The 26138-nt window shown below is 71.5% G+C and carries 23 protein-coding genes; 9 read left to right on the forward strand and 14 right to left on the reverse strand.

Annotation, left to right across the window (positions count from 1 at the left end; genetic code table 11):
- Positions 1-232 precede the first annotated feature (232 nt).
- Positions 233-1756, forward strand: a complete 1524-nt coding sequence (locus ACZ4S3_RS05070) for a serine/threonine-protein kinase (RefSeq protein WP_467925828.1) — start codon at positions 233-235, stop codon at positions 1754-1756.
- A gap of 164 nt (positions 1757-1920) precedes the next feature.
- On the forward strand, positions 1921-2220 hold the full coding sequence (locus ACZ4S3_RS05075) for a hypothetical protein (protein ID WP_467925831.1): 300 nt from the start codon (positions 1921-1923) through the stop codon (positions 2218-2220).
- Between the two features lie 98 nt (positions 2221-2318).
- On the opposite strand, the gene ACZ4S3_RS05080 is transcribed toward ACZ4S3_RS05075, so the two are convergent.
- Both ACZ4S3_RS05080 and ACZ4S3_RS05085 read right to left on the reverse strand, forming a co-directional pair.
- A complete protein-coding gene (locus ACZ4S3_RS05080; protein ID WP_467925833.1) occupies positions 2319-2729 on the reverse strand; it encodes a tyrosine-type recombinase/integrase in 411 nt (136 codons plus the stop codon).
- 250 nt (positions 2730-2979) lie between these two features.
- Entirely contained in the window at positions 2980-4305 is a 1326-nt protein-coding gene (locus ACZ4S3_RS05085; RefSeq protein WP_467925836.1) for a helix-turn-helix transcriptional regulator, read from the reverse strand.
- A gap of 155 nt (positions 4306-4460) precedes the next feature.
- Here ACZ4S3_RS05085 and ACZ4S3_RS05090 point away from each other — a divergent pair, with 155 nt between their 5' ends.
- The 3 genes from ACZ4S3_RS05090 to ACZ4S3_RS05100 are packed head-to-tail and all read left to right on the forward strand — an operon-like array spanning position 4461 to position 7134.
- The gene (locus ACZ4S3_RS05090; protein WP_467925838.1) at positions 4461-5450 is read left to right on the forward strand and encodes a Gfo/Idh/MocA family protein; all 990 of its coding nucleotides are present in this window, start codon (positions 4461-4463) and stop codon (positions 5448-5450) included.
- Positions 5447-6700, forward strand: a complete 1254-nt coding sequence (locus ACZ4S3_RS05095; protein ID WP_467925843.1) for a DegT/DnrJ/EryC1/StrS family aminotransferase — start codon at positions 5447-5449, stop codon at positions 6698-6700. The genes ACZ4S3_RS05090 and ACZ4S3_RS05095 overlap by 4 nt, the downstream gene beginning before the upstream one ends.
- On the forward strand, positions 6697-7134 hold the full coding sequence (locus tag ACZ4S3_RS05100; RefSeq protein ID WP_467925845.1) for an NUDIX hydrolase: 438 nt from the start codon (positions 6697-6699) through the stop codon (positions 7132-7134). Before ACZ4S3_RS05095 ends, ACZ4S3_RS05100 begins: the two co-directional genes overlap by 4 nt.
- 266 nt (positions 7135-7400) lie before the next feature.
- Here ACZ4S3_RS05100 and glnA read toward each other — a convergent pair whose 3' ends face one another.
- Positions 7401-8810, reverse strand: a complete 1410-nt coding sequence (glnA, locus tag ACZ4S3_RS05105; protein ID WP_467925848.1) for a type I glutamate--ammonia ligase — start codon at positions 8808-8810, stop codon at positions 7401-7403.
- A 291-nt stretch (positions 8811-9101) separates the two neighbouring features.
- Here glnA and ACZ4S3_RS05110 point away from each other — a divergent pair, with 291 nt between their 5' ends.
- Positions 9102-9569, forward strand: coding sequence for an RDD family protein (locus ACZ4S3_RS05110; RefSeq protein ID WP_467925851.1), 468 nt, complete (start codon positions 9102-9104; stop codon positions 9567-9569).
- 270 nt (positions 9570-9839) lie between these two features.
- Here ACZ4S3_RS05110 and ACZ4S3_RS05115 read toward each other — a convergent pair whose 3' ends face one another.
- The 4 genes from ACZ4S3_RS05115 to lipB all read right to left on the reverse strand — a co-directional run bounded on the left by ACZ4S3_RS05115 (position 9840) and on the right by lipB (position 12908).
- On the reverse strand, positions 9840-10550 hold the full coding sequence (locus tag ACZ4S3_RS05115; protein WP_467925855.1) for a DUF4191 domain-containing protein: 711 nt from the start codon (positions 10548-10550) through the stop codon (positions 9840-9842).
- Between the two features lie 10 nt (positions 10551-10560).
- The gene (locus ACZ4S3_RS05120) at positions 10561-10776 is read right to left on the reverse strand and encodes an SCO2195 family GlnR-regulated protein (RefSeq protein ID WP_467925858.1); all 216 of its coding nucleotides are present in this window, start codon (positions 10774-10776) and stop codon (positions 10561-10563) included.
- A gap of 208 nt (positions 10777-10984) precedes the next feature.
- On the reverse strand, positions 10985-11935 hold the full coding sequence (gene lipA, locus ACZ4S3_RS05125) for a lipoyl synthase (RefSeq protein WP_467925862.1): 951 nt from the start codon (positions 11933-11935) through the stop codon (positions 10985-10987).
- A 157-nt stretch (positions 11936-12092) separates the two neighbouring features.
- Complete coding sequence (lipB, locus tag ACZ4S3_RS05130) at positions 12093-12908, reverse strand: lipoyl(octanoyl) transferase LipB (protein WP_467925866.1); 816 nt, start codon at positions 12906-12908, stop codon at positions 12093-12095.
- A 306-nt stretch (positions 12909-13214) separates the two neighbouring features.
- Between lipB and ACZ4S3_RS05135 the strand changes: the two genes are divergently transcribed.
- Complete coding sequence (locus ACZ4S3_RS05135; RefSeq protein WP_467925868.1) at positions 13215-14672, forward strand: regulator; 1458 nt, start codon at positions 13215-13217, stop codon at positions 14670-14672.
- Positions 14673-14709: 37 nt separating this feature from the next.
- On the opposite strand, the gene ACZ4S3_RS05140 is transcribed toward ACZ4S3_RS05135, so the two are convergent.
- The 3 genes from ACZ4S3_RS05140 to ACZ4S3_RS05150 form a co-directional block, all read right to left on the reverse strand.
- Positions 14710-16023, reverse strand: coding sequence for an FAD-dependent oxidoreductase (locus tag ACZ4S3_RS05140; protein WP_467925870.1), 1314 nt, complete (start codon positions 16021-16023; stop codon positions 14710-14712).
- 263 nt (positions 16024-16286) lie between these two features.
- Positions 16287-17171, reverse strand: coding sequence for a TIGR01777 family oxidoreductase (locus tag ACZ4S3_RS05145; protein ID WP_467925874.1), 885 nt, complete (start codon positions 17169-17171; stop codon positions 16287-16289).
- A gap of 82 nt (positions 17172-17253) precedes the next feature.
- Entirely contained in the window at positions 17254-17772 is a 519-nt protein-coding gene (locus tag ACZ4S3_RS05150; protein ID WP_467925878.1) for a DUF4240 domain-containing protein, read from the reverse strand.
- A 240-nt stretch (positions 17773-18012) separates the two neighbouring features.
- On the opposite strand from ACZ4S3_RS05150, the gene ACZ4S3_RS05155 reads away from it, so the two are divergent.
- Positions 18013-19908: a hypothetical protein gene (locus ACZ4S3_RS05155; protein WP_467925883.1), complete on the forward strand. Its 1896-nt coding sequence runs from the start codon at positions 18013-18015 to the stop codon at positions 19906-19908.
- Positions 19909-19920: 12 nt separating this feature from the next.
- Here the strand turns inward: ACZ4S3_RS05155 and ACZ4S3_RS05160 are convergent, their stop codons facing one another.
- Positions 19921-20103 (reverse strand): hypothetical protein, encoded by a 183-nt coding sequence (locus ACZ4S3_RS05160; protein WP_467925886.1) that lies wholly within the window; start codon positions 20101-20103, stop codon positions 19921-19923.
- Positions 20104-20274: 171 nt separating this feature from the next.
- On the opposite strand from ACZ4S3_RS05160, the gene ACZ4S3_RS05165 reads away from it, so the two are divergent.
- Complete coding sequence (locus ACZ4S3_RS05165; RefSeq protein WP_467927309.1) at positions 20275-21198, forward strand: SDR family oxidoreductase; 924 nt, start codon at positions 20275-20277, stop codon at positions 21196-21198.
- Positions 21199-21204: 6 nt separating this feature from the next.
- Here ACZ4S3_RS05165 and ACZ4S3_RS05170 read toward each other — a convergent pair whose 3' ends face one another.
- The 3 genes from ACZ4S3_RS05170 to ACZ4S3_RS05180 form a co-directional block, all read right to left on the reverse strand.
- Positions 21205-22179, reverse strand: a complete 975-nt coding sequence (locus tag ACZ4S3_RS05170) for a helix-turn-helix transcriptional regulator (RefSeq protein WP_467925890.1) — start codon at positions 22177-22179, stop codon at positions 21205-21207.
- A 375-nt stretch (positions 22180-22554) separates the two neighbouring features.
- Positions 22555-25233, reverse strand: a complete 2679-nt coding sequence (gene aceE / locus ACZ4S3_RS05175; protein ID WP_467925894.1) for a pyruvate dehydrogenase (acetyl-transferring), homodimeric type — start codon at positions 25231-25233, stop codon at positions 22555-22557.
- A 241-nt stretch (positions 25234-25474) separates the two neighbouring features.
- A complete protein-coding gene (locus tag ACZ4S3_RS05180) occupies positions 25475-26098 on the reverse strand; it encodes a GntR family transcriptional regulator (protein ID WP_467925898.1) in 624 nt (207 codons plus the stop codon).
- Between the last annotated feature and the right edge of the window lie 40 nt (positions 26099-26138).

Consider the following 26138-nt stretch of genomic DNA (forward strand, 5'->3'; position numbering starts at 1 on the left):
CTGCGCACTGCCCTCCTCGATCCCACGGCCCGTCTCTTGGCCCGGCACCTCCACATCGCGGGCGTCTTCCGCTGGTCCGCCCGCGAGAGCGAGTGCCGTACGCCATAGTGGTGCTTGTGCCCGTGGGGTGGGAGAGGGCGTGCGGGGGTACCCGGAAACGGGTAGCCCACTGAAGTCAATTCGCATATGAACAAGAGCAGTTGAGGAACATCGCAGACACATAGGGGGAGCAGTGGCCGAGCAGACACGACCGGGCCGCTTGGTCGGTGGGCGCTACCGTCTGGAGGAGGCCCTGGGCGGCGGAGGGTTCGGCCGTGTCTGGAGGGCCCATGACCAGACGCTCGACGTCGACGTCGCCGTCAAAGAGGTCTGGCTCCCCCCGGCGGCATCCGAGACGGAGCACGCGCAACGACTGGTACGTGCGGAGCGGGAGGCCCGCAACGCCGCCAAGCTGCGCTCCCACCCCCATGTCGTCGCCGTCCACGACGTGGTCATCGAGGAGGGGGCGCCGTGGATCGTCATGGAACTCGTCGAAGGCGCCAACCTGGCCGACAGGCTCGCCGAGAACGGGCCGATGCCGGTGGCGGACGTCGCACGGGTCGCCGGCGAACTGCTGGAAGGCCTCGGAGCCGCACACAAGGCGGGAATCGTTCACAGGGATGTGAAGCCCACCAATGTGATGCTCACCCGCGACGGCCGGGCTCTGCTCGCCGACTTCGGTATCGCCGTCCACAAGGGCGATACGGCCGTCACCACGACCGGAGGGCTGATCGGCTCGCTGGAATACATGGCGCCGGAGCGGTTCGACGGCGTCGACTCCGGTGGCGCGGGAGATCTGTACTCCCTGGGGGTGACGCTGTACCAGGCGCTGGAGGGGGTGTCCCCGTTCCACCGCGACACGCCCACGGAGACCCTGACCGCCGTGGTACTCGGACAGACGCCCGCCCCTCAACGCGCAGGGCGCCTGGGCCCGTTGATCACATGGCTGCTGGACAAGAACCCCGCCAACCGGCCAACCGTCGCGCAGGCCCAGGCCGTGATCGACGGGGCCCCGTCGCCTGGGGAGCGCCCCGGGGAACCCGCGGAGCGTGGGGAGGCGGCGGATCCCGGGGGGTCTGAGGAGCCCCAGGAGCCACCGGTTTCCCCGGTGGCCTCCGAAGCACCCACTCGCCCCGTCCCCCCAGCGGCACCCACCCTCCCTCTCCTCCCGCCGCCGGAGCCGAGCCCGCGCCGCCCTCGCGCGCTCGCCATCGCGGGCGCCGCTGTCGCCGTCGCGGCCGTCATCGGGGGCATCATCGCCATCACGGCAATCGGCAACGGCGACGTCCCCGACACCGGCGCGAGCCGCACCCCACCGAGTTCCTCAGCCCCGGACCGGGCCGGAGGGGGTGACGAGCCGGGAACCCCACCTGGCGGCAGCGGCGGCATCACCACCGAGGCCGGTTGCGAGAACCAGTCCGAGATCATCGGGAAGTGGGACAGGATTGTCACGTCCAACCGCTACGGCAACGGCCAGGCACCGGTCGAGGACCTGCTCCGGGAGATACAGGACCTGGATAAGGCAAACCTCGCCAAGGCGACGGCACCGGCGGTCAAAGCGGGGCTGCAGAAGGACCTGACCGGCGCCACCAGGGCCCTCAAGGCCTACCGTTCCGGTGACGAGGAGAGCTTCAACAAGATCCTGTTGGAACGCGCCTCCAGCGGCATGGCCATGGTCGGCGCCTGCCACAGAATGGGTACCCAGTCACCGTCCTGACCCCTGTCGAAGGCCTTCGGGGAGAGCCTCGCCCTCGCCGAAGGCCAGGGCGGTCCCCAGCACCCGAGCGAGCCCCGCTGAGGAGTGCGACACATGTCCACTCGTTCCGGTAGTCACCAGCTGATCGTCTGCGTATCCGCCCAGGGGCGCCGGATACTCGCGGCGTGGTCGACGCAACGTCAAATGCCTCGGACCGCCCGGACCCGGGCGGCAAGAGAGAAGTCCGTTCCGATGGGGAGGACCCGGTCGGCGGCCGGGTGCGGTTCCCCCTTGTCCACTGGTTGCTCGCCCCGCGCACAACGTGGCGGGCCGGCCGTCTGGCCGCCGGGTTCGGGCCGGGCATGGACGCCCGCACCGCCTGGAAGATGGCCCGCCTGGCCCGCTATCCGGAAGAGCACGGCTATGCGATAGACCACCTGGGCGGCAAGCGACGCCCCAGGCCGGACGGGACGGGTTCGCGATGAGGGCCGCCGTCGTCACCGTCCGCGCGGCATGTCCGGCCAGAGGGGGCTACTTTTACCCAACCGCCTTGCCGAGGAACGGAATCAGACGGAGAAGAGCGCTATGCAGCGGCTCGATATCGCTTGCCGATCGCCTTCCGGGCCTCCTCGACCGCGCCCGTCACTCGGTGCACATAGCGGCGCAGCGTGAGGGCGGGATCCTCGTGCCCGAGCAGATCGGCAAGGCTATAGACGTCGACGCCCTCGTTGATCGCCTCGGAAGCGAACAGGTGCCGTAGGGAGTGCATCATCTTGTCGCGGCACTCCTCCCACTTGCGGCCCTTGCCAATGGGCTTGTCGTGCACCGCCGCGATGACGCGGGTGGCCTCAAGGGCCGCCTTCCAGAGGTAGTTGAAGTAGTTCTTGTTGAGTGCCTTGCGCTCGCGCGTGGTGAACATCAGGCGGACGGTGACGACCTCGCCACCCTTCTCCAGCCACGGGAGCATGACTTCGACCGGCGGAAACTCCCGCATGTGATCGCGCAAGAGCGTCGCCAGATCCCCGTCGAGAGGGACATACCGGTCCTTAGGGTCGTCCTTGGTGCCGCCCTTCGGCGGTGCGAAGAGCAGCGTGCCCCGGTGATGCGTGATCTGCCATACCCCGCCCGGGAGGGGCGGGGAAGCCCGGCACCAGGGGGCACCGGACGTGGAGGCAGCGACCGGGGGCTGATCGCAGCGGGGATGGAGAACAGCCCACCTGGGAGGTGGCCGCCAGGGCGGTCTCTCAGGCGGTCCGGAGTCGTTCGAGGAACTCGGGTACGCCGTCCACCTGTTGGTAGGGCTTGAAAGCGGGGGCGAGTTCGCGGACCAGGGTGACGCAGCGGTCGGCGCCGATGCGGGTGGCGAGGTCGAGTGATTCGGTGCTGACGACGAGGGCTTGTTCGACCTCGCGGGCCTGGACGAGGCTTCGGGCTTCGTAGGTGCGGAAGACCCCGCGCGTCTTGTCCCGGGCCCGTGGAAGCAGGGTCAGGCCCTCGTCAATGCGGGCGCGGGCCTCGTCGGTACGGCCGAGGTCGAGGAGACACTGGCCGGAGTCCACGGCCAGATCCGCTGTGCTCATCCATCGGCACCAGCCGGGGGCGGGGTCGGCCGCGTCGGTCAGCAGGGCGGTCTCAGCGGCGGCGAGGTCGCGGTGGCAGTCGGCGGCGGCCCCCAGGGCGGCGTGGGCTCGGGCCCTGCGCAGGTGCAGCAGCGAGCGGGCGGTGGGGTGGGACGTATGGATCAGGGCCTGGCTCAAGGGTTCCACGGCGGACCCGGGATGGCCGAGCCAGATCGACTGGTAGGCGAAGTCGGACAGGACCCCGGCCCCGAGATCCCGGTCCCGGGCAGTGTGCGCGTTGGTGAGAGCGGCGTTCCACAGTTTGCCGGCCGCGTAGTGCTGACCCTGATCGAAGCGGTACCAGCCGCAGGTGCTGGAGAGGGAGGCCGCCAGGTGATGCAGGCGGCGGCCGGTGGCCTCGCTGTACCGGGCGCCTTCGAGAAGGTCGGTCACAGTGGTGAGGTGGGCGTCCATCAGCTTGATGGTGTGCTGGCGTTGCTCGGTCGGCAGGGCGGTCAGCTTGGTGCTGGTGTCCTCCAGCCAGTCCACCAGTTCGTTATCGACGCGGCGCCCGCCGAGCGCGGTTGTCAGGCGGTCGGGTTCCAGCGCGGCCCACTGGGAGGCCAGCCCGGCCAGGGCGAGTGCGCTGTAGGTCAGGAAGGTACGACGTTCGCGGTTCATCGCGGCCCTTTGTGCATCTCGAAGTGCTTGGACGGTGTACGCCGCCCCGAGCGGCGCCGGGTCGTCCCGGCCCGGGAGCCAGTGGGGCCAGGAGTACCGCTCCAGGTCGGAGATCGGCACGTCGAAGGCGTCCGCGATCAGGAGCTGGGATTCGATGTTCGGCGTTTTGCGGCCGTTCTCCCACTTGCTGACGGCCGCCTTGTCGGTGCCGGAGCGGAGACCCTCGGGCCGCATCGCGGCAGCGCGGTGCAGGCGCGCGACAAGGTCGTTCTGGGACCAGCCGCGTAAGAGGCGGGCGTAGGCGAGGGGATGCCTGATCGGGTCGTCCACGGGAGCAATCCCATCATCGACGGTGACGGTCAGGCTACTGCGCGTATGGACGGGACAACCCCGGGACTACAGCTAACACCTAGGACCTGCGCCGGAGTTGGCGCTGTACTCGTCGTCACCGACACATTCCTCCGTGAAGCGGAAGGAGAACGCGCATGAAACGACGTGCTGCGATCATCGGCCTTGGCCACCAGGCCGCCGAGGATCACCTGCCCGGCCTGCTCGGCTCCAGCCGGGCCGAACTCGTCGCGGTGTGCGACAACAACCCGGACATCTTGCACCAGCGAGCGGACACCCTTGGAGTGCCCGGGTTCAGCCGGGCCGGTGACCTACTGGACGAGACCGCCCCGGACTTCGTGATCGTCGCCGTCCCGCATCATGCCGGGCGCGCGGTGACCGAGGAGTGCGCCGCCCGGGGCGTCCATGTCCTCAAGGAGAAGCCGTTCGCCACCTCTTTCGAGGAGGCCCGTGAGCTGGCCGGGATCTGCCACGAGGGCCGCGTGGAACTGATGGTGACGCTCCAGCGCCGGTTCAACCCGATCTACAGCAGCGTGGCCGGGATGCTGGACCAGATCGGCACCCCGTTTCTCGTCGGCGGGCACTACTCGTTCCACACGCCCAACCCCGGCGCCGGCTGGCGCGGGAACCTCAAGCAGGCCGGTGGCGGCTGCATTCTCGACATGGGCTACCACCTGATCGACCTGCTCCTGTGGTACTTCGGTCTGCCCAGCAGGGTCATCGCGGAGTTCTCCACCACGGCCCTGCCCGAAGGCGGTTACGACGCGGAGGACACCGCCGTCGTCCAACTCGGCTACGACTCCGGCTTGTACGGATCGCTGGTCCTGTCGCGGTGGATGGCGCCGAAGACGGAGTTCATGCGGGTCGTGGGGACGGCCGGCTCGGTGGTGCTGACGAAGGGAGCGGTGCAGCGGCTCGCCCTGGACGGAACGGTGGTGGAGGAGCTGACCCGACCGCACGCCCCCAGCGTCGCCACCGCACAGATCGACTACTTCTGCCGGGTCCTGGACGGAGAACGGCCCAACGTCTCCGGCCCCGACCAGCACCTCTCCCACGCCGCGTTCATCGCGTCCTGCTACCGGTCCAAGACCGCAGGCCGCTATATCGACCCGAAGGAGATGCTGTGACCAGCCCGCTCGCCCTCCTCGGCGGCATCCCGGCCGTGACCGAGGCCAACCCCCACTTCACCTGGCCACCGATCGACGACATCACCCGCCTGAAGGTCGTCTCCCAGCTGGATTCGGCCGTCTCCGTCCCCGGCCGGTCCGGGATCGTCGCGGACCTGGAAGACGCCCTCCAGGACTACTTCGACGTGCGGCACGCGATCACCACCAGCTCCGGCACCGCCGCCCTGCACGCCGCCTACTGGGCCGCCCGCATCAAGCCCGGCAACGAGGTGATCGTCCCTGCCTTGACCTTCCACGCCACCGCCTCACCCCTGTTCCAGCTCGGCGCGGTCCCGGTCCTCTGCGAGACGCTCCCGGACGGCAACATCGACCCCGGCCGGGTGGCCGAGCTGATCACCCCTCGAACCCGTGCGATCACGGTCACGCACCTGTGGGGCAAGCCCGCCGAGATGACCGACCTCACCACGCTGGCCAGGGACCGCGACCTGGTCCTGCTGGAGGACGGCTCACACGCTCACGGGGCCAGCCACGGTGGCCAGAAGGTCGGCACGTTCGGCCTGGCCGGTGCCTTCTCCCTCAACGGTCCCAAGCCCCTGTCCGGGGGTGAGGGCGGCTTCGTCCTCACCGACGACGATGACACCTACTACCGCGTGCTCACGTTCGCGCACTACAACAAGCGGGCCAGGAACGAGATTCCGGAAGGCCATCCGCTCGCGCGGTACGCGGTCACCGGGGCCGGGCTCAAGCTCCGCATCCACCCCCTGGCCGCCGCCCTCGCCCACGACCAGCTCTCCCGCCTGGATGCCTACCTCGCCGGCCGCGAGGAGATCGCCGCCTACCTGATCCGAGAGCTCGGGCAGATACCCGGGCTGGAGGTGAGCCCGATGCCGGAGGGAGTGAAGTCATCCTGGTACGCGTTGACGGCCACCTACCGGCCCGACCAACTCGGCGGCCTGCCCCTTGAACGCTTCCACGCGGCCCTCGTCGCGGAGGGCGCGACCGAGTTCGACCGGCCCGGCTCCACCCGCCCCCTGAACCAACTCCCGCTCTACCAGCATCCCTCCCCTCTCTTCCCCGGCTACCCGAACATCCGCAGCCGATACCGGGAGGGTGACTTCCCCGTCGCTGAGAAGGCGCACACGCACACGATCAAGCTGCCCGTCTGGCACCGTGAACAGGATCTGAAACTGGCCGAGCAGTACGTCAGCGCGGCCAGGAAGGCCAGCGAACACCACAAGGAGCTCCTGTGACCGTGACCCCCGACCTCGCCCGAACCTTGGCAGAGGAGGCCGAAGCCGAAGGCATCACCACCTTCGTGGCCGCGGCCGTAGTCACCGACGCCGACCTCGTCCTCCTGGTCCGCCGCAAGCCGGACGACTACATGGGCGGCCTGTGGGAGATCCCCTCCGGTCATGTGGACGCCGGAGAAAGCATCCTGGACGCGGCCCGCCGCGAGACGCGGGAGGAGACCGGCCTGACCGTCGCCTCCGTGGACCGCTACCTCGGGCACTTCGACTACGAGAACAGCCGCGGCACCACCACCCGCCAGTTCAACTTCGCCGTCACCGTCTCCGAGACCGGGCCGGTCATCCTGACCGAACACGACCTGCACCAGTGGGCCGCCCTCGCCGGCGATCTGCCGGGCGTCACCGACGGCGTACGGGAGGTTCTGGCCTGCGCGTAGGACCAACGATGGGTGTCGCCCGAACCAGGGCCAGGCGGTGGGTGTCGCCACAGGAGGCTGGCCAAGCCACGAGGGCCGCTACCCCGGATATGGGGTGGCGGCCCTCGTATCGTTTCTGACATCAAGTCAGGAAACTGGCCAGGCGGTGCACACGCGGTGCACAAGGGGGCGGAAAACAGCTGTGACCCACGAGAACTCACGAGAAGAGTTTCCGCAGGTCACAGCTGGTTTTCCAGACTTGCGCCCAGGTCGCCGGGCGCCGGTTCTTAGATGTCGAAGTACAGCTCGAACTCGTGCGGGTGCGGCCGCAGCTGGATCGGGGCGATCTCGTTCGTGCGCTTGTAGTCGATCCAGGTCTCGATCAGGTCGGAGGTGAAGACGCCGCCCTGCTGGAGGTACTCGTTGTCGTCCTCGAGGGCGTCGAGGACGGCCGGGAGGGACGTGGGGACCTGGGGGACGCCCGCGTGCTCCTCGGGGGCGAGCTCGTAGAGGTCCTTGTCGATCGGCTCGGCCGGCTCGATCTTGTTCTTGACGCCGTCCAGGCCCGCCAGGAGGAGGGCGGAGAAGGCCAGGTACGGGTTCGAGGACGGGTCCGGGGCGCGGAACTCGACGCGCTTGGCCTTCGGGTTGGAGCCCGTGATCGGGATGCGCATGGCCGCGGAGCGGTTGCGCTGCGAGTAGACCATGTTGACCGGGGCCTCGAAGCCGGGGACCAGGCGGTGGTAGGAGTTCACCGTCGGGTTGGTGAAGGCGAGCAGCGAGGGGGCGTGCTTGAGGATGCCGCCGATGTAGTAGCGGGCGGTGTCCGAGAGGCCCGCGTAGCCCTGCTCGTCGTAGAAGAGGGGGGTGCCGCCCTGCCACAGGGACTGGTGGACGTGCATGCCGGAGCCGTTGTCACCGAAGATCGGCTTGGGCATGAAGGTCGCGGTCTTGCCGTTGCGCCAGGCGACGTTCTTGACGATGTACTTGAACAGCATCAGGTCGTCGGCGGCGGCGAGCAGGGTGTTGAACTTGTAGTTGATCTCCGCCTGGCCGGCCGTGCCGACCTCGTGGTGCTGGCGCTCGACCTGCAGGCCGGCCGCGTCCAGCTCGAGGGAGATCTCGGCGCGCAGGTCGGCGAAGTGGTCGACCGGCGGGGCCGGGAAGTAGCCGCCCTTGTAGCGCACCTTGTAGCCGCGGTTGTTCTCCGTCGACCCGGTGTTCCAGGCGCCGGCCTCGGAGTCGATGTGGTAAAACGACTGGTTCGCCGACGTCTCGAAGCGGACGTTGTCGAAGACGTAGAACTCCGCCTCCGGACCGAAGTACGCGGTGTCCGCGATGCCGGTGGAGGCGAGGTAGGCCTCGGCCTTCTTGGCGATGTTGCGCGGGTCACGGCTGTACTGCTCGCCGGTGATCGGGTCGTGGATGAAGAAGTTGATGTTGACGGTCTTGTCGCGGCGGAACGGGTCCACGCGAGCCGTCGACAGGTCGGCGCGCAGGGCCATGTCGGACTCGTGGATGGCCTGGAAGCCACGGATCGAGGAGCCGTCGAAGGCCAGCTCCTCGGTCGGGTCGAAGGCCGTCGCCGGGATGGTGAAGTGCTGCATCACACCAGGCAGGTCGCAGAACCGTACGTCGACGAATTTGACGTCCTCGTCCGCGATGAACTTCTTGGCCTCGTCGGCGTTCTGGAACATCCCACTCCTCCTAGCCCGGTCACCGGTCGGCGGACGCGGGGTTGCCGGGGTTGCTACTCGGAGCGCGTCCATGTGCGGTGGCGCGCTCGCCCGACCTTAGGCAGGCGGGATTTCCCAAGCATGACCCATTTGTTTCGCCGAGGTTAACCGCCGCGCGGTCGCCTTTGCCCCCCAGTGTGCGCCAATGAGGCGGATTGCGGGACGCCCCCGCCCGGCGCCCGCGGCACCGGCCGTCCCGCCCGTGGCGGACCTCCGCGAAAGGAACGTATCCGGTCGCAGTACCGTGGTCGGGTGGACAACAGGCAAGCAATCGGATCGTGGATCTCCGGGCCTCGCGCGATGGCCGAGGACATGGGTGTCGAGTTCGGATACCGCGGCGAGCGGCTCGGACTGCCCCAGGAGGGGCCGGGCTCGATCGCGCGGTTCGGGCGCCGCCTCGCCGCGCTCTTCATCGACTGGGCGCTGTGCCTGCTCATCGCGTACGGGCTGCTCAGCGGCGGCCGGGCGCAGTCGGCGAGCAACTGGGCGCTGGCGGTCTTCGCGGTGCTCAGCCTGCTGACGGTCGGCACGGTCGGCTTCACGCCGGGCAAGCGGCTGCTGGGCCTGCGGGTGATCGCGGAAGGCGGCGGGCGGATCTCGCTGCCGCGGGTGCTGCTGCGTACGGTCCTGCTGGTGGTCGTCATTCCGGCGGTGGTCTGGGACCGGGACGGCCGGGGGCTGCACGACCGGCTCGCCCGTTCCGTGCAGGTGCGGATCTGATGTTGGGGTGGTAATGGCTCCGCCCGTGTGTTCCACGTCGGGGCGGTAGCCGGGCGGTACGGGCTCCGCGCCCGACCCGCCGGCCCGCGTCCTCGTCGGCGCGGCGCCGCCCGGCCCTCGTATACAGGCCGCCGGGAAGCCGCCCGCAGCCCCGCTCACAGACAGCGGCTCGCAGACAGCGAACGAGACCCGCCCGAAGAGCACCGGACGCCGGAACACCGAACGCCCCGGAGCCGACGGCCCCGGGGCGTTCGTCGTGATCGGTCGGGCTCAGCGTCCCTTGCCGCCGCCCTTCGGCATCCGCATGCCCTTGGGCATCGGGCCCTTGGGCACCGGCATGTTGCTCATCAGGTCGCCGAGCGCGCGCAGGCGGTCGTTGACGGCCGTCACCTGGGGGCCGGGCAGGACGCGCGGCAGCTTCAGGAGTGTCGTACGGAGCTTCTTCAGGGGGACCTGGCCTTCGCCGTCGCCCACGACGATGTCGTGAACCGGGGCGTCGGCGACGGTGCGTGCCATCCGCTTCTTCTCGGCGGCCAGCAGACCGCGCAGACGGTTCGGGTTGCCCTCGCCCACCAGCACGATGCCGGCCTTGCCGACGGCGCGGTGCACCACGTCCTGGCTGCGGTTCATCGCCACCGCGGGGGTGGTCGTCCAGCCGCGGCCGACGTTGTCCAGCACGGCCGCCGCGGCTCCCGGCTGGCCTTCCATCTGCCCGAAGGCAGCCCGCTCGGCGCGCCGTCCGAAGACGATCGCCATCGCGAGGAAGGCCAGTACGAAGCCCAGAATGCCCGCGTAGATGGGGTGGCCGATCGCGAAGCCGATGGCAAGGAGAACGCCGAATACGACGATGCCTACGCCAGCGACGACAAGACCGACCTTGGAGTCGACCCGACGGGTCATCTTGTAGGTCTGGGCGATCTGCTTCAGTCGCCCGGAGTTCTCAGCGCCGGCAGCGCCGTCTGAGTTTGCCTTCCTCGCCATACAGCGAAGTTTACGTGGCCTGCGGCCGTCGGGTCGCCGCGGCCTCCAGTACGAACTGAGCCTCGCGTCGGTCGTTGGCGCGGCGGCGGTCCTCCAGGACCGATGTCCACGCGTTGCGGCGGGCGGTGCGCTGCCCGCCACGCATCAAAACGGCCTCGACGGCACGCAGGGCACCGGCGACGGACGGAAGAGGACGGGCGGTGGCGCGGAGCGGCGCGGCCTGCATTTTGTGGACTCCCTCGGGGAGGTCGGAGGAGCGATGGCTGCGGGAGCGGTGCGTGCATCCATCGTCACGGAACGGTGTTACCAACGGATGACCTGCTGGTCAAACACCGATGAAACGTTGACGCGGCCCGCACGCCCCCGGCCTGGGGGAGTGCGGGCCGCGTTCCATCAGCATGTGCCACGATTCACAAGACGGCACGCCGGGCGGATCAAACCGCCTGACTGGACGCCTCGACCTCGCGCCGCTCGATCGCCTGCTGGTAAAGGCGGCCGGCGCGGTAGGAGGAGCGGACCAGCGGGCCGGACATGACGCCCGCGTAGCCGATCTCGTCGGCCTCCTCCTTGAGCTCCACGAACTCGGCGGGCTTGACCCAGCGCTCGATGGGGTGGTGCCGCACGGAGGGGCGCAGGTACTGAGTGATCGTGATCAGCTCACAGCCCGCGTCGTACAGGTCCTGCAGCGCCTGGCTGATCTCCTCGCGCTCCTCGCCCATGCCCAGGATCAGGTTGGACTTGGTCACCAGACCGGCCTCGCGGGCCTTGGTGATGACCTCCAGCGACCGCTCGTAGCGGAAGCCGGGGCGGATGCGCTTGAAGATCCGCGGGACGGTCTCGACGTTGTGGGCCAGGACCTCGGGGCGCGAGGAGAAGACCTCGGCCAGCTGCTCGGGGACCGCGTTGAAGTCCGGGATGAGCAGCTCGACGCCGGTCTCCGGCATCGCCGCGTGGATCTGCCGCACGGTCTCGGCGTACAGCCAGGCGCCGCCGTCCTCCAGGTCGTCGCGCGCGACGCCGGTGATCGTGGCGTACTTCAGGCCCATCGTCTGGACGGACTCGGCGACCCGGCGGGGCTCGTCGCGGTCCAGCTCCTGCGGCTTGCCGGTGTCGATCTGGCAGAAGTCGCAGCGGCGGGTGCACTGGTCACCACCGATGAGGAACGTCGCCTCGCGGTCCTCCCAGCACTCATAGATGTTGGGACAGCCCGCCTCCTGGCAGACCGTGTGCAGCCCCTCGCTCTTGACCAGGCTCTGCAGGTGGTTGTACTCGGGACCCATTTTCGCCCGGGTCTTGATCCACTCGGGCTTGCGCTCGATGGGGGTCTGGCTGTTCCGGACCTCCAGGCGCAGCATCTTGCGTCCGTCGGGTGCGACAGCGGACACGTCCGGCTCCCTACGACTTCGATTCTTCGGCGTCCACCAGGGTACGCCCGTAAATTCGCACGTTTTTACGTCATGCCCTTGCGTCACCGCAGGACGTCATGGCGTTACGTGCAGGGCAACCCCGCACAGCGGGGTCGCATTCCCGCGGCCCGGAAGGTCAGACCGCGCGGGGCAGGAGCTCGGCGCCCTCCAGGACGTCGCGCAGATGCTTTTCCACGACGGGCAGCACCTCGGCGATGGTGATCTCACGGCCCAGCTCGTTGGCGAGCGAGGCGACGCCGGCGTCACGGATGCCGCACGGCACGATCTTGTCGAACGAGGTGTTGTCCGGGTTCACGTTCAGCGCGAAGCCGTGCATCGTGACGCCCTTGGCGACGCGGATGCCGATCGCGGCCAGCTTGCGGTCCTCGCGGCGCTGGCCGGCGTTGGAGGGGGCGTACTCGGGGCCGTTCAGCCGCGGGTCGAACAGCTCGTCCGCCAGCCGCGGGTCGAAGTCCAGATTCAGGCCGCCCAGGGCCGCCCGCTCCTCGACCGGGTCGCCCAGCACCCACACACCGCTGCGGCCCTCGACGCGGGTGCCCTCCACGCCGAACTCGGCGCAGACCCGGATCAGGGCGTCCTCGATGCGGCGGACATGGGCGACGACGTCCACCGGGCGCGGCAGTTTCTGGATGGGGTAGCCGACCAGCTGGCCGGGGCCGTGCCAGGTGATCTTGCCGCCACGGTCCACGTCGATGACCGGGGTGCCGTCCAAAGGGCGCTCGTCGTCGGACGTGCGCCGCCCGGCGGTGTATACGGGCGGGTGCTCCAGCAGCAGGCAGGTGTCGGGCACTTCGTCGGCGAACCGGGCGGCGTGCACCCGGCGCTGCTCCTGCCACGCCCTCTCGTAGTCCACGGCGTCCGCACCGAAGCCCAGATGCACAAAGCGCAGCCCCTCGGGTGCGGGGGTCTCCCCCCGAGAGATCGCAGTCACGGCAGCTCCTCTTCGCACTTCTGTCTCCCGTTGCACTGTGCGGCAACCGGAGAGCTGTTTCGCGCCCCTGCCACTGTACGACCGGCCGCCTCGCGCGCTGCAGGCGGCCGGTTCCGGCCCACGGACGCCCGGCGCTCCGGACCGGAGGTTCCCTGCTCACACGATCGGATGAACGCGGGTCACAGACGGTCAGAAAGGCTCCGCAGACCGTTACATTCACGCCGTCCCACAAGGGCGAGGAGCGTGCCGGACAGGGTGAGCCGAGCCCGGCGGCCAGGCCCGGAAGGCAGGAGACCGGTAAAGCTGATGACGGAACGACCCCCGCAACACACGCCCAACCGCCAACTCGCCGCGCTCATCGCCGAGGCCGGGTTCTCCAACGCAGGGCTGGCCAGACGGGTCGATCAGCTCGGCATCGAGCACGGCCTCGACCTGCGCTACGACAAGACTTCGGTGACGCGCTGGCTGCGCGGCCAGCAGCCCAGAGGCACCACCCCCGCGCTGATCGCGGAGGTGTTCACCCGCCGGCTGGGGCGCCGGCTCTCGGCCCAGGATCTCGGCCTGGACGCCTGCGCGCCGGTGTACGCCGGGCTCGAATTCGCCGCGAGCCCCACCGAGGCGGTGGACATCGTCAGCGGCCTGTGGCGCAAGGACTCCGGCAGCCATGCCGAACTCCGCAAGATCGCCTTCACCCCGGCCGGGCTCGTGGTGCCCAGCCGGGACTGGCTGATCGGCCGCGCCGACGAACGGGTCGCCCGCGGCGAGACCGGCGCCGACGGAAGCGGCCGGGTGCCGCTCCAGGGCGCCCGGCCGGCCGTGCCGCGCCAGCGCCGTACCGACCGCGTGGACCGCACCCCGGGCGCCCGGGTCACCTCCGGCGACATCGCGGCGCTGCGCTCGGTCGGCGAACTGTTCCGGGCGCTGGACCACGCCTACGGCGGCGGCCACGCCCGGCAGGCCCTCGTGCGCTATCTGGAACACGAGGCCGAACCGATGCTGCGCGGCACCTACGGCGAGGCCACCGGCCGCCGGCTGTTCGCGGCCGCCGCCGATCTGACCCGGCTGGCCGGCTGGACGTCGTACGACATCGCCGCGCACGGCCTGGCCCAGCGGTACTTCGTCCAGGCGCTGCGGCTGGCCCAGGCGGCCGGCGACCGGGCGTACGGGTCCTACGTCCTGGTGACGATGAGCCGGCAGGCGGTCTATCTGGGCCACGGCAGGGAGGCCGTCCAGCTGGCACGGGTCGCCCAGCAGGGCGTCGGCAGCAGCGCGCCGCCGGCCGTCCAGGCGCTGATGCACTCCGCGGAGGCGCGCGGGCACGGCCTGATGGGCGAGGTCCGGGCCTGTACAGCCGCGCTGTCCCGGGCGGAGCGGGCGCTGGAGGCCGCCCGGCCCGGTGACGAGACCCCGTACTGGGCGCGGTTCTTCGACGAGGCCCAGCTGGCCGACGAGCTGGCGCACTGCCACCGAGATCTCCAGCAGTACCGCGCGGCCTCCCAGCACGCCGAGCGCTCGCTCCAGCTGCGGGCGGCCGGCTTCGCCCGCAGCCGGCTGTTCTGCCGGGTGGTGCTGGCGACCGCCCGGCTGGGCCTGGGCGAGCTGGAACAGGCCTGCACGCTCGGCGCGGAGGCGGCGCTGCAGGCGTCCGAGATGCGGTCCGTACGCGCCCATGAGTACGTCCGGGACTTCGAGCGCCGTCTGGAGCCGTACCGCGATGCGGCGGCGGTGCGCGGGTACCGCGACCGGGTGGCCGCGCTGGGGTGACGCCGCCGGGCGGTGAGACGCCGCCCGGCGGCGCGGCTCAGGCCACCGGGCGCAGCGTGCGGGGCTCGACGAGGGCCGGCAGGCCGAAGTCCCGCAGCAGGGCGCGGGCGGCCCGGCGGCCCGAGTGCAGCGCCCCCTGGAGGGTGCCGGTGTCCCGGTGGTCGCCGCACACATACAGCCCCGCCAGCACCCGCACCGGCCGCTGCGGATCGTGCGGCGCGGGCATCGCGGGAACCGCGTACGGGTCGTGATGGGCACTCAGCAGCCGCCAGTCGTCGGTCGCCGCGCCGTAGAGCTTCTCCAGCTGGGGGCGGACGGTCTTGTCCAGCACGGACAACGGCAGCGAGGCGGCGGCGCCGAGCACGGTCGTGGTGATCAGGGAGTGGCCCGGCGGCGTACGGGACGGGTCGATGGCCCCGGCGGCGTAGGTGTGGGCCACCGGGCCGTCGGTCGGGAGGATCAGCGCCGTGTCGCGGGAGGGGGCGAGGCCGTTGCGCGGGCCCGGGGCGGTGCCCGTCGTGTGGTGCAGCACGGTCATCGGGTGGAAGCCGGGCACCCGCAGGCCCGGCAGCAGTTCGGCCGCATCGCGCGCACCGGTCGCCACCAGGACCGCACGGCAGGGAATGGGCCCGTGCGCGGCGGTGCTGACGCCGTTGGCCGAGACGGAGGTGGCGCGGACGGATGTACGGACCGTGCCCGGGGGCAGAGCGGCGGCGAGGAGTTCGGGGACTGCGCGGGCGCCGCCGGCCGGCAGGCACAGCCGGCCCTCGGCGAAGTCCCGCAGGACCCGCGCGGCGCCGCGGCTGGAACCGCGCAGATGGGGGTCGCACAGCAGCGCGGCGAGCAGCGGCCGCAGGAACGCGTCCTGGGGGCGCGCCGGGAAGCCGGGGCGGCCTGCCAGGGTGTCAATCACCGGTCGGTCGGCGGGAGCTGACGGGGCGGTACGGTCCTCGCCGCGGTCCGTACGGCGGTCGGCGCGGCGATCCGTACGGCGGTCGGCGCGCGCGAGGGCGCGCGCCGCGCTCAGTGCGCCCCTTGTGCTCCGGGGCGAGCTGATGCGCTGCGCCCGCCGGCCGTTGTGGAGGCACAGGCCGGGCGCGAACGGCCGCAGCGCCAGCGCCCCGAGGCCGGGCGTGCGGCGCAGCTCGGCGATGGAGACCGCCAGCGGGCGGCCGCTGTGGTCCAGCCGGAAGCCGTCCAGTTCCTCGGTGGCGGCCCGGCCACCGATCTCCGGCGCGGCCTCCAGCACGCTGACCGACACTCCGGCGCCGGTCAGATGACGGGCCGCCGCGAGACCGGCCGGACCGGCTCCCACGATGACGACGTCCACGGTCGATGCGGTGCGCAGCACGTGCCCCTCCCGAGGTCGGACCCAGCGATGGCGCGTGGTTGTCATGCCCAGTACCGCCGCAGGGATGCCGAGTGGTCTGTGCGAGGACGGTAGGGAGGGGGGCCGGGGCCGCGACAGGGGCACCGGGGGGCGCGTCGTTGCGCCCGTAGCGCCGCTTCTCACGTCGTTGCGCCCGTGACGCCGCATCCCACGATGTTGCGTGGGCCGCCGTGCTTGTGCTGCTTTCCGGGCCCGCCCGGCGGCGGGACCGGGGTTCGTTGTGGTTACGCGGCTCGTACGGCGTCCATGATGCGGGGGTGGGTGAAGGTGAAGCCGGAATCCAGGAGGCGCTGGGGGATGATGCGCTGGCTGGACAGTACGTCGCCGGCGAACTCACCCAGGGCGATACGCAGGACGGGCGCGGGGACCGTGAAGAGCGTGGGGCGGTTCAGGTACTTGCCCATGACCGCTGTTGCTTCCCGGTTGGTGACGGGTTCCGGGGCGGTGAGGTTGACCGGGCCGCCGAGGCCGTCGGTGTCGATGAGGTGGCGCAGCGCCGCGATGTGGTCGTGCAGGGAGATGAAGCTCCAGTACTGGCTGCCGTCGCCGAGCCGGCCGCCCAGGCCCAGCCGGAAGACCGGGAAGAGCTGCCCCCAGGCGCCGCCCGTACGCGCCACGACCAGTCCGGTGCGGGCGAAGACCGTACGGATGCCCGCCTCCCGGGCGGGTGTGGCGGCGTCCTCCCAGGCAACGCAGACATCCGGCAGGAAACCCCTGCCGGGCGCCCCGGTCTCGTCCGTACGCCGGTCGCCGGTGTCGCCGTAGTAGCCGATCGCGCTGCCGCAGACGAAGACCTTCGGCGGGGTGTCCATCGAGGCGAGGGCGGTGGCGATGGCCTCGGTGCCCTGGACCCGGCTGTCGCGGATCTCGCGCTTGTACGCCGCCGTCCAGCGGTGGTCGCCGACGCCCGCGCCCGCGAGATGGACCATCGCCTCGCAGCCCGCGAGCCCGGCCGTATCGACCTCCTGGCGACGGGGATCCCAGCGCACCTCGTCGGCGGCCGCGGGCGGGCGCCGCACGAGCCGGACGACGTCGTGTCCGTCCGCCCGCAGCGAGCGAACGAGTTCCGTGCCGATGAGACCGGTCGAGCCGGTGATCGCGATCCGCATGGGCACATACTGCCCGCCGGGGCGCGCTACGGGCGGCAGCCGGCCGGGGCGCGGGCGCAACGGCGTTTCCCGGACCGGCCTCCTATGGCCTGAAGCGGTCCCAGAGCCGGGGGAAGCGCTCCGCCAGGGTCTCGTCATCGTCGAAGTCGAGGTACGAGCCGAGCGGTTCGCGGGGCGGCGCGGGCAGGCCGAGGTCGGGCATCACGATGCCGGTCAGCCGCTCGTACGCCTCGTCGGCCGCATACCCCAGCTCCTCCGCGTCGCCGTCCACCTCCTCGTCGAAATCGTCCAGCAGCTCGGCGAGCTGGTCCGGGTCGTGCAGCGCACCCTCGAAGACCTCCCGGCCCTGGCCGATCAGCCAGCAGCGGAAGTAGTCGAAGGCGTCGTCGCTGGCGCCGTCCAGCATCACCGCGGCCGCGGCCCACAGCTCCCAGGCGTAGGCCCGGTTGTAGCGGGACTCGAAGTGGCGGGCGAAGTCCGTGACGGCGTCCGGGTCCAGCCCGAGCAGCCGCTCGACCAGGGCGTCGGCCTGCTCCTCGGGGTCGCCCCCGGCGGCCTCGCGGGAGGCGTCGATGAGCTCCCAGAACTCCGTCTCGTCCATCACCGCTCCAGCATCGGCCCTGCCGCCGCGCGCCGCACGCGGAGTCCCCCAGATGCGACGCGGTCGTTATCCGGACCGGTGACGGGCGGCCGGCCCGGCGCCGGGGCACGGGCCGGGTGAGCGCTCCGGCGGCCCGGCGATCCGTCGTGTGACCGTCCCAAGAATCACTCGTTGGAAGGCATGCAACGACCATCCGCGGCATTTCCCCCCATACGCGAAGGGCTGTTTCAGGCCATGCCCATGGACGCAAGAACTCGGGCCGATGTCGAGCGGGCAGAGGCGGCCATCGTCGAGCACTATCCGCGACTGGTGCGCCTCGGCTACCTCGTACTGCCCCCGTCGATGGGCCGTCACCGCCGGGTCCTGGCCGCCCACGGTCTGGTCCAGCGGGCGCTGCCCCGCGCCGGCCGGCGCCGTCCGCGCGGCCGCGCGCTGCCGGCCCAGCGCGGCCCGGAGGCCGGATCCGGCTACGACCTGGTGCGGCTGCGCACCCTGCGGCTGGCGCTGGCGTACGAGGACCGGCCCGCCCGGCCGCTGCCCGCCGTGCCCTTCGTCTGGGGGCTGCGGCTCTTCCCCCGGGCCGGCGGCGCCGATGAACTCGCCCTGGACCAGGCGCTGTCCGCCGTCCCCGCCCCCGTACGGGCCGCCGTCGGGCTGTGGCACCTGGAGGGGCTGGACAAGGACGCGGCCCGCGCCGTCCTGGCGGCCGCCGGCGTCGGGGACGCGGACGCGGCACAGCGGGCGGCCGGGCAGCTGGACCGGGCCGCCGGAGCGGGCGCCGCGGCGCTGCTGAACTCGCCGGAGTTCGACCCCTGCACGGTCCTGACCCGACCGACCGACCTGCTGCGCCGCCGCCAGCGGGTACGGGCGTCGGTCGCCGTGCTGGCCGTACTGGCCGTCGGCGGGGCGGTGGCGGGCGTGGCCGGCGGCGACGACGCCCCGCCGCGGCACGAGACCGCCGCCCAGCAGGCGCTGGACCCGGCCCGGCTGCTGCGCACCCCCAACGACCAATGGGCCGACACCTCCCGGGTGGACTTCACCGCCTGGCCGCCCCGCGGCCGCCAGGCCGGCGACCGGGAGTTGCTGGGGCGGGCGCTGCGGGTCTGGGCGGCGCCGCCCGCCGGCACCCGGATCACCGCCTCCGCCGGGACGTCCACCAGGCCGCCGGACCAGCCGCCAAGGCTCCTGTACGCGGGCCTGATCGACAACGTCATGGTGGCGGTCTTTCACGACGGTGACCGGCTGGTGCGCTACGCCGAACCGGCGGACGCCACGCCCACCCTGCACTTCGCGCGGGCCGACGACGCGGACCTGACGACCGGCGGCGCACTGGTGATCGGCCGCGGCAACGGCTGGATGCGCTATCTGATCGCCCCCTGGATCTCCGGCATCACCGTCCGGGACCTGCTCGCGCCCGCCGCCCCGGCGCGCGGGCTGCATGTCGCCCCGGACGGCGTCACCGACCGGATCCCCACACCGCCCGAGGGGGGTGGTGACTGCGGGAGCTGGCCGGCGGCCCGGTTGCAGACCTCGTCGCGGATCGCCGACAACCGGGCCTTCCTGCTGACCGACCTCGGCGATCTCGCGCCCGTCCATCTGACGTATCTGCCCGCGGCGCCCGGCGCCGGCGGGCCCGGCGAGGTGGCCGACGCCCCGGCGCTGCGCAGCTGGGCCCGCACCGCCTGTTCGCTGCGGCCGCTGCGCGGCGCGGGCGTACGGTCCGTCAACAACTGGGCGTACGCCGAGCAGCGCCTCCCGGAGAGCGGGGGCGGCACCGCCACGTGGGTGTGCACCCGGGCCGACACCTGGCGCGGCCCCGGGCAGGTCACCGTGCACTTCCAGCCGCCCGCCGCGCGCCCGGCGGACCCCGGGCGGATCGCCGGACGGGCCGTCAACACCGCCGCCTGCAGCCACTTCGGGCGCCCGGTGGTCGGCGACGTCCACTGGCAGGCGAAGTCCGGGAAGTGGTATCTGCTCGCGGCGGCCAGCGGGGGGACCGGCGGGATCGACATCACGGGCGGGGTACGGGCCGGCGGCAAGGAAACCACGCTCGCCGTCCCGGCACCACCGGGCGCACCGGCCGAGGTGTCGGGGCGGCTGCCGGACGGGGGGAGCGTGCGGGCGGTGGGGTCATGAGCGGTGCGGCCGCTACCAGAACACCCACACCGCCAGCCCGACGGGCGTCAGGACGACCACCAGTCCCAGAGCCAGGAGCATAGAGCCGAGGATTTTGACTGCCCGGTGCCGCTGCGCCCGGCAGGCGGCGGAACCGGTGAAGCAGCTGGTGCCGAGGACCGGCAGCGTGATGAAGAAAATGCCGAACGCGGCCAATGCCGTACCCCGTCCCCCGAAGCATGGTCCCGGCAGATTATGTGAGGCCGGCCCGGAATCCCGACACACGGTGTCGGGATTCGCTGTCAGGGTCGCGATGTACGCAGAGGTACGAAGCGAGGCGCCGGGAGGCGTCCGGCAGCTGGGAGCGGCAACGTGACGGTGAACGCGATGGACACGGTGAACAAAGAACTGACCGGCAAGGTGGCGCTGGTCGCCGGGGCGACCCGGGGCGCCGGGCGGGCGATGGCGGTGGAGCTGGGCCGGGCGGGCGCCCTGGTGTATGTGACGGGGCGGACGACCAGGGAACGGGTCAGCGAGGTCGGGCGGCCCACGGAGACCATCGAGGAGACCGCGGAGCTGGTGACCGCGGCGGGAGGCACGGGGATCGCCGTACCGACGGATCATCTGGAGCCCTCACAGGTCAAGGCGCTGACCGAGCGCATCGACCGGGAGCAGGGGCGGCTGGACGTCCTGGTCAACAGCCTCTGGGGCGGCGACCATCTGATCGAGTTCGGCGCCACACTCTGGGACCTGGATCTGGAGAAGGGGCTGCGGATGTTCCGCCTCGGCATCGACAGCCACGTCATCACCAGCCATTACGCGCTGCCGCTGATGATCCGGCGGCCCGGCGGCCTGGTGGTCGAGATCACCGACGGCACCGCCTCCTTCAACCGCACCTACCGCGACAACCTCTGCTTCGACCTCACCAAGAACGCCCCGCACCGCATCGCCTTCGGCCTGGCCAAGGAGCTGAAGGAGCACGGCGGCACGGCCGTCTCGCTCACCCCCGGGTTCCTGCGGTCCGAGGAGATGCTGGACCACTTCGGGGTGACGGAGGAGACCTGGCGCGATGCGGTGGCCAAGGATCCGCACTTCGCGATCGCCGAGTCGCCCGCCCTGATCGCCCGCGCCGTACGGGCGCTGGCCGCCGACCCGGACAAGGACCGCTGGAGCGGACAGTCGCTCTCCAGCGGTCAGTTGGCGAAGGACTACGACGTCACCGACACCGACGGCTCCCGGCCCGACGCCTTCGGCTACTTCGAGGACGTGGTCTTCGGCGGGAAGCGGGCGACCGCGGCGGACTACCGGTAGCAGGCCCTACGGATACAGCGCGGCCGTCCGGCGGGCGGCCGCCGCGAACCGCTCGCGCAGCCCGGGGGGCGCCAGCACCTCGCCCTCCGGGCCGAGCGCCGGCAGCTGGGCGTAGGCGACCTCGGCGGACTCCACGGCCAGGGTGACGGTCAGGTGCCCGTCCGCGTCGGGCCCGCCCGCCGCCCGGGCCGTGGCTATCGCCTCCCGGGCCGCCGCCGGTTCGGTGACGTACGGCAGCTGCTGCACACCGCGGGCGGACAGCCGCAACACCACCTCCTCCCGCAGGAGCGAGCGCGCGAACTCCGCTGCCCGCTCGGCCCAGAACGCCGGGAGATCGAACTCCTCGTCCCGGTCGAAGCGCTCCTCGCCCGCCTCGACGGCGGCGAAGCGCTCCACGCGGTACACCCGGAAGCTGTCCTCCACCCGTGCCGCCAGATACCAGACCCCCGCTTTCAGTACGAGGCCGTACGGCTCCAGCTCCCGCTCCACCTCGGTGCCCTTGCGGAGGTAGCGCGCGGTGATCCGGCGGTCGTCCCAGACCGCGTCGGCGATGGCGGGCAGCAGGGCGGGGGTCCGGGGCTCCTGATACCAGGCGGGCGCGTCGAGATGGAAGCGCTGGGCGGCGCCCGACGCGGCGTCCCGCAGCTCGGGCAGCAGGGCGGCGGAGACCTTGAGGCGGGCGGCGGAGGCGGCGTCCGCGAGGCCCATTTCGCGCAGCGCGGAGGGCACTCCGGACAGGAAGAGCGCCTCCGCCTCGCTGCGGCCGAGGCCGGTGAGACGGGTCCGGTAACCGCCGATCAGGCGGTAGCCGCCGGCCCGGCCGCGGTCGGCGTACACGGGCACCCCGGCCTCGGAGAGCGAGAGGACGTCCCGGGCGACCGTGCGCTCGGACACCTCCAGCTCACGCGCCAGCTCGCCGGCCGTCATCGACGGCCGCGACTGGAGCAGCAACACCATCTTGATCAGCCGGGCAGCGCGCATGTCCCCATCATGCCGGGCACCACTGACAACGGACCGGGACAACGGCCGGGCCCCGCCGGACCTCCGGGGAACCTCGGGATACCCCTAGGGGAAGCCGAACGACCAGACCCGCCCACCCCCCAAAGGGGGGTGGGCGGCGGGGAAAAAAGAAAGCGCCCGGCAGAAACTGCCCGGCGAAAAACCGGCCCGGCCGAGTCAGGGCATTGGCCGGCCGGGCCGGTGGGTTCCCGTGCGAAGGCCCCGGGCGCGGGAAGGTGGCCTCCGCACGGGAGTTGGGGGAGCCCGGTGAAGGGCTCTCAGGGGCGGGCGGCTCCCGGTGTCGGCCGGGGCCGCCCACGTCTCACAGGCTGCGGGCCATGGCGCGGCCCGCGGGTCTCACAGCCCGTAGCGCTGCCGGGCCTCCTTGACCGTCTCCGGCTTGACCTCGCCCCGGCGGGCCAGCGCGGCCAGCGTTTGGACGACCACCGACTGCGGGTCGACGCCGAAGTGCCGGCGGGCCGCGTCACGGGTGTCGGAGAGGCCGAAGCCGTCGGTGCCGATGGAGGTCCAGTCCTGCTCGACCCACGGCGCGATCTGGTCCGGGACGGCCCGCATCCAGTCGCTGACCGCGACGACCGGGCCGGGGGCGCCGGCCAGCGCACGGGTGACGTACGGGATCCGGTCCTCGCCCTCCAGACGGGCGGCGTCGCACTCCAGGGCGTCGCGGCGCAGCTCGCCCCAGGAGGTCGCGGACCATACGTCGGCGGCCACGTCCCAGTCGGCGGCCAGCAACTCCTGCGCCTCCAGGGCCCAGTGGATCGCGGTGCCGGAGGCCAGCAGCTGGGTGCGCGGGGTTTCGGAGGTCGCATTGGCGGCCTCCTTGAAGCGGTAGAGGCCCTTGATGATGCCCTCTTCGACACCTTCGGGCATGGCCGGCTGCTGCTTGGGCTCGTTGTAGACGGTGAGGTAGTAGAAGACGTTCTCGCCGGTGGGGAATTCAGCCGTCTCGCCGTACATCCGGCGCAGACCGTCCTTGACGATCACCGCGATCTCGTACGCGAAGGCCGGGTCGTAGTTGAGCGACGCCGGGTTCGTGGACGCGATCAGGTGCGAGTGGCCGTCGGCGTGCTGCAGGCCCTCACCGGTCAGGGTCGTACGGCCCGCGGTGGCGCCGACGATGAAGCCCTTGCCGAGCTGGTCGGCGAGCTGCCACATCTGGTCCGCGGTGCGCTGCCAGCCGAACATCGAGTAGAAGATGTAGAACGGGATCATCGGCTCGCCGTGTGTCGCGTACGACGTGGCGGCGGCGATGAAGTCGGCCATGGCGCCGGCCTCGGTGATCCCCTCGTTGAGGATCTGGCCGTCGGTGGCCTCCTTGTAGTACATCAGCTGGTCGCGGTCGACCGGCTCGTACGTCTGGCCCTTCGGCGAGTAGATACCGGCCGACGGGAACAGCGACTCCATACCGAAGGTGCGGGCCTCGTCGGGGACGATCGGTACCCAGCGCCGGCCGGTCTCCTTGTCCCGCATCAGGTCCTTGATCAGGCGGACGAAGGCCATGGTGGTGGCCATCTCCTGCTTGCCGGAGCCCTTGTACAGCGCCTTGAAGGCGCGCTCCTCGGGCTGCGGCAGCGCGGCCGATGCGTGGAGGCGGCGGGCCGGTGCCGGACCGCCGAGGGCGGCGCGGCGCTCCTGGAGGTAACGGATCTCGGGGGAGTCGGCACCCGGGTGGCCGTAGGGGACCAGGTCCTCGTCCAGCTTGGCGTCCGGGATCGGAAGGTCGAGCAGGTCGCGCATCGCGCGGAACTCCTTGCCCGAGAGCTTCTTCATCTGGTGGTTGGCGTTCTTGGACTCGAAGCCCGGGCCGAGGGTGTAGCCCTTGACGGTCTGGGCGAGGATCACGGTCGGCGCGCCCTTGAATTCGACGGCCGCCTTGTACGCCGCGTACACCTTGCGGGCCTCGTGGCCGCCGCGGGAGGTGTGGAAGCACTCGGCGATCTTCGCGTCGGTCAGCACCTTCGCCATCTCGACGAGGGCCGGCTCGGCGCCGAAGAAGTGCTCGCGGATGTAGGCGACGTCGCGGGTGGCGTACGTCTGGAACTGCGCGTCCGGCACCTGGCGCAGACGGCGGACCAGCGCGCCGGCGGTGTCGAGCTGGAAGAGCTCGTCCCAGGCGGAGCCCCACAGCGACTTGACGACGTTCCAGCCGGCGGCGCGAAACTGCGCCTCCAGCTCCTGAACGATCTTGAAGTTGGCGCGCACCGGACCGTCGAGGCGCTGCAGGTTGCAGTTGATGACGAAGGTCAGGTTGTCCAGGCCCTCGCGGCCGGCCAGCGCGAGGGCGGCGGTCGACTCGGGCTCGTCCATCTCGCCGTCGCCCAGGAACGCCCAGACGTGCGAGTTGGCGGTGTCCTTGATGCCGCGGCCCTGCAGGTAGCGGTTGAAGCGGGCCTGGTAGATCGCCGACAGCGGGCCGAGGCCCATGGAGACGGTCGGGAATTCCCACAGCCACGGCAGGCGCCGCGGGTGCGGGTAGGAGGGCAGGCCCTTGCCGCCGGACTCCTGGCGGAAGAGGTCGAGGTGCTCCTCGGTGAGGCGGCCGTCGAGGAAGGCGCGGGCGTAGATGCCAGGGGAGGCGTGGCCCTGGATGTAGAGCTGGTCGCCGCTGCCGTCGCCCTCCTTGCCGCGGAAGAAGTGCTGGAAGCCGGTCTCGTACAGCCAGGCCGCGGACGCGAAGGTCGCGATGTGGCCGCCGACGCCGAACCGCGAGCCGCGCGTCACCATGGCGGCGGCGTTCCAGCGGTTCCAGGCGGTGATCCGCGCCTCGAGCGCCTCGTCGCCGGGGAAGGCGGGCTCGGCGGAGGTCGGGATGGTGTTGACGTAGTCCGTCTCCAGGGGCGCGAGCCCGGGAGCACCGTTGTGCTCCAGCGCGCGGCGCATCAGATACGCGGCGCGGTGCGGGCCCGCGGCCTTGGTGACGGCGTCAAGGGACTCACGCCACTCGGCGGTCTCCTCGGGATCCCGGTCCGGGAGCTGGTCGAGCTGGCTGTACGGCAGGCGTACGGGATCGGGCATGGGTGGCCCCTTTCCGGACGGTGGGTCGGGAGTGCGAGTGGGTGCTTGGCAGGCAGGGGTGTCGCGCCCCGACAGACGACGATACGCCCCTGATCGATGATCGATCAACGCTCCGCGAGGGAATAACCGCAGGTCGGCACGGGGTGCCGCACATTTCGGCACGCGGTGCCAGCAAAAAAGAGGGGTTCCGCGCCCCCGCGGAACCCCCTCCCACCTGGCCCTCAGGCCCCCTCGGCCCCCGTCAGACCCGCGGAGCGCAGCTCAGCACATGCGCCTTGAGCAAGGTGCCGATCTTCGGGTCGCGCCGCCGGAACGCGTCCACGATCTCCTGATGGTCCTGGGCGTGCGAGCGCGGCTCGGGGCTGAACCAGCGGATCGACAGCGTCGTCCAGACCTCGATGCCCAGCGACTCCCAGGTGTGCAGCAGGACGGCGTTCCCGGCCGCCCGCACGATCTCCCGGTGGAAGGCCACCGTGTGCCGTACCTGCGCCTCCCCGTCACCCGCCCGGTCCGCCTCCCGCAGCGCCGCCACCTCGCGCTCCAGGGCCGCCGTGTCGTCCGCCAGCCGCCCCGCGGCCAGCTCGGCGGCCACCTGCTCCAGCCCGGCCCGCACCGGGTAGCTCTCCTTGAGGTCGTCCGCGGTCAGATTCCGTACCCGCACGCCCTTGTTCGGCGCCGACTCGATCAGCTGCAGCGACTCCAGCTCCCGCAGCGCCTCCCGTACGGGCGTCTGGCTGACCTCCAGCTCCACCGCGATCCTGCGCTCCACGATCCGTTCGCCCGGCTGCCAGCGGCCGCTGACGATCCCCTCGAGGATGTGCTCGCGGATCTGCTCGCGCAGCGAATGGACGACGGGCGGGGTCATGACGTGCTCCTTCAGAGCGGGGTGGTGACAAGGGGCCATT

The sequence above is a fragment of the Streptomyces sp. NPDC028368 genome (assembly GCF_055565615.1).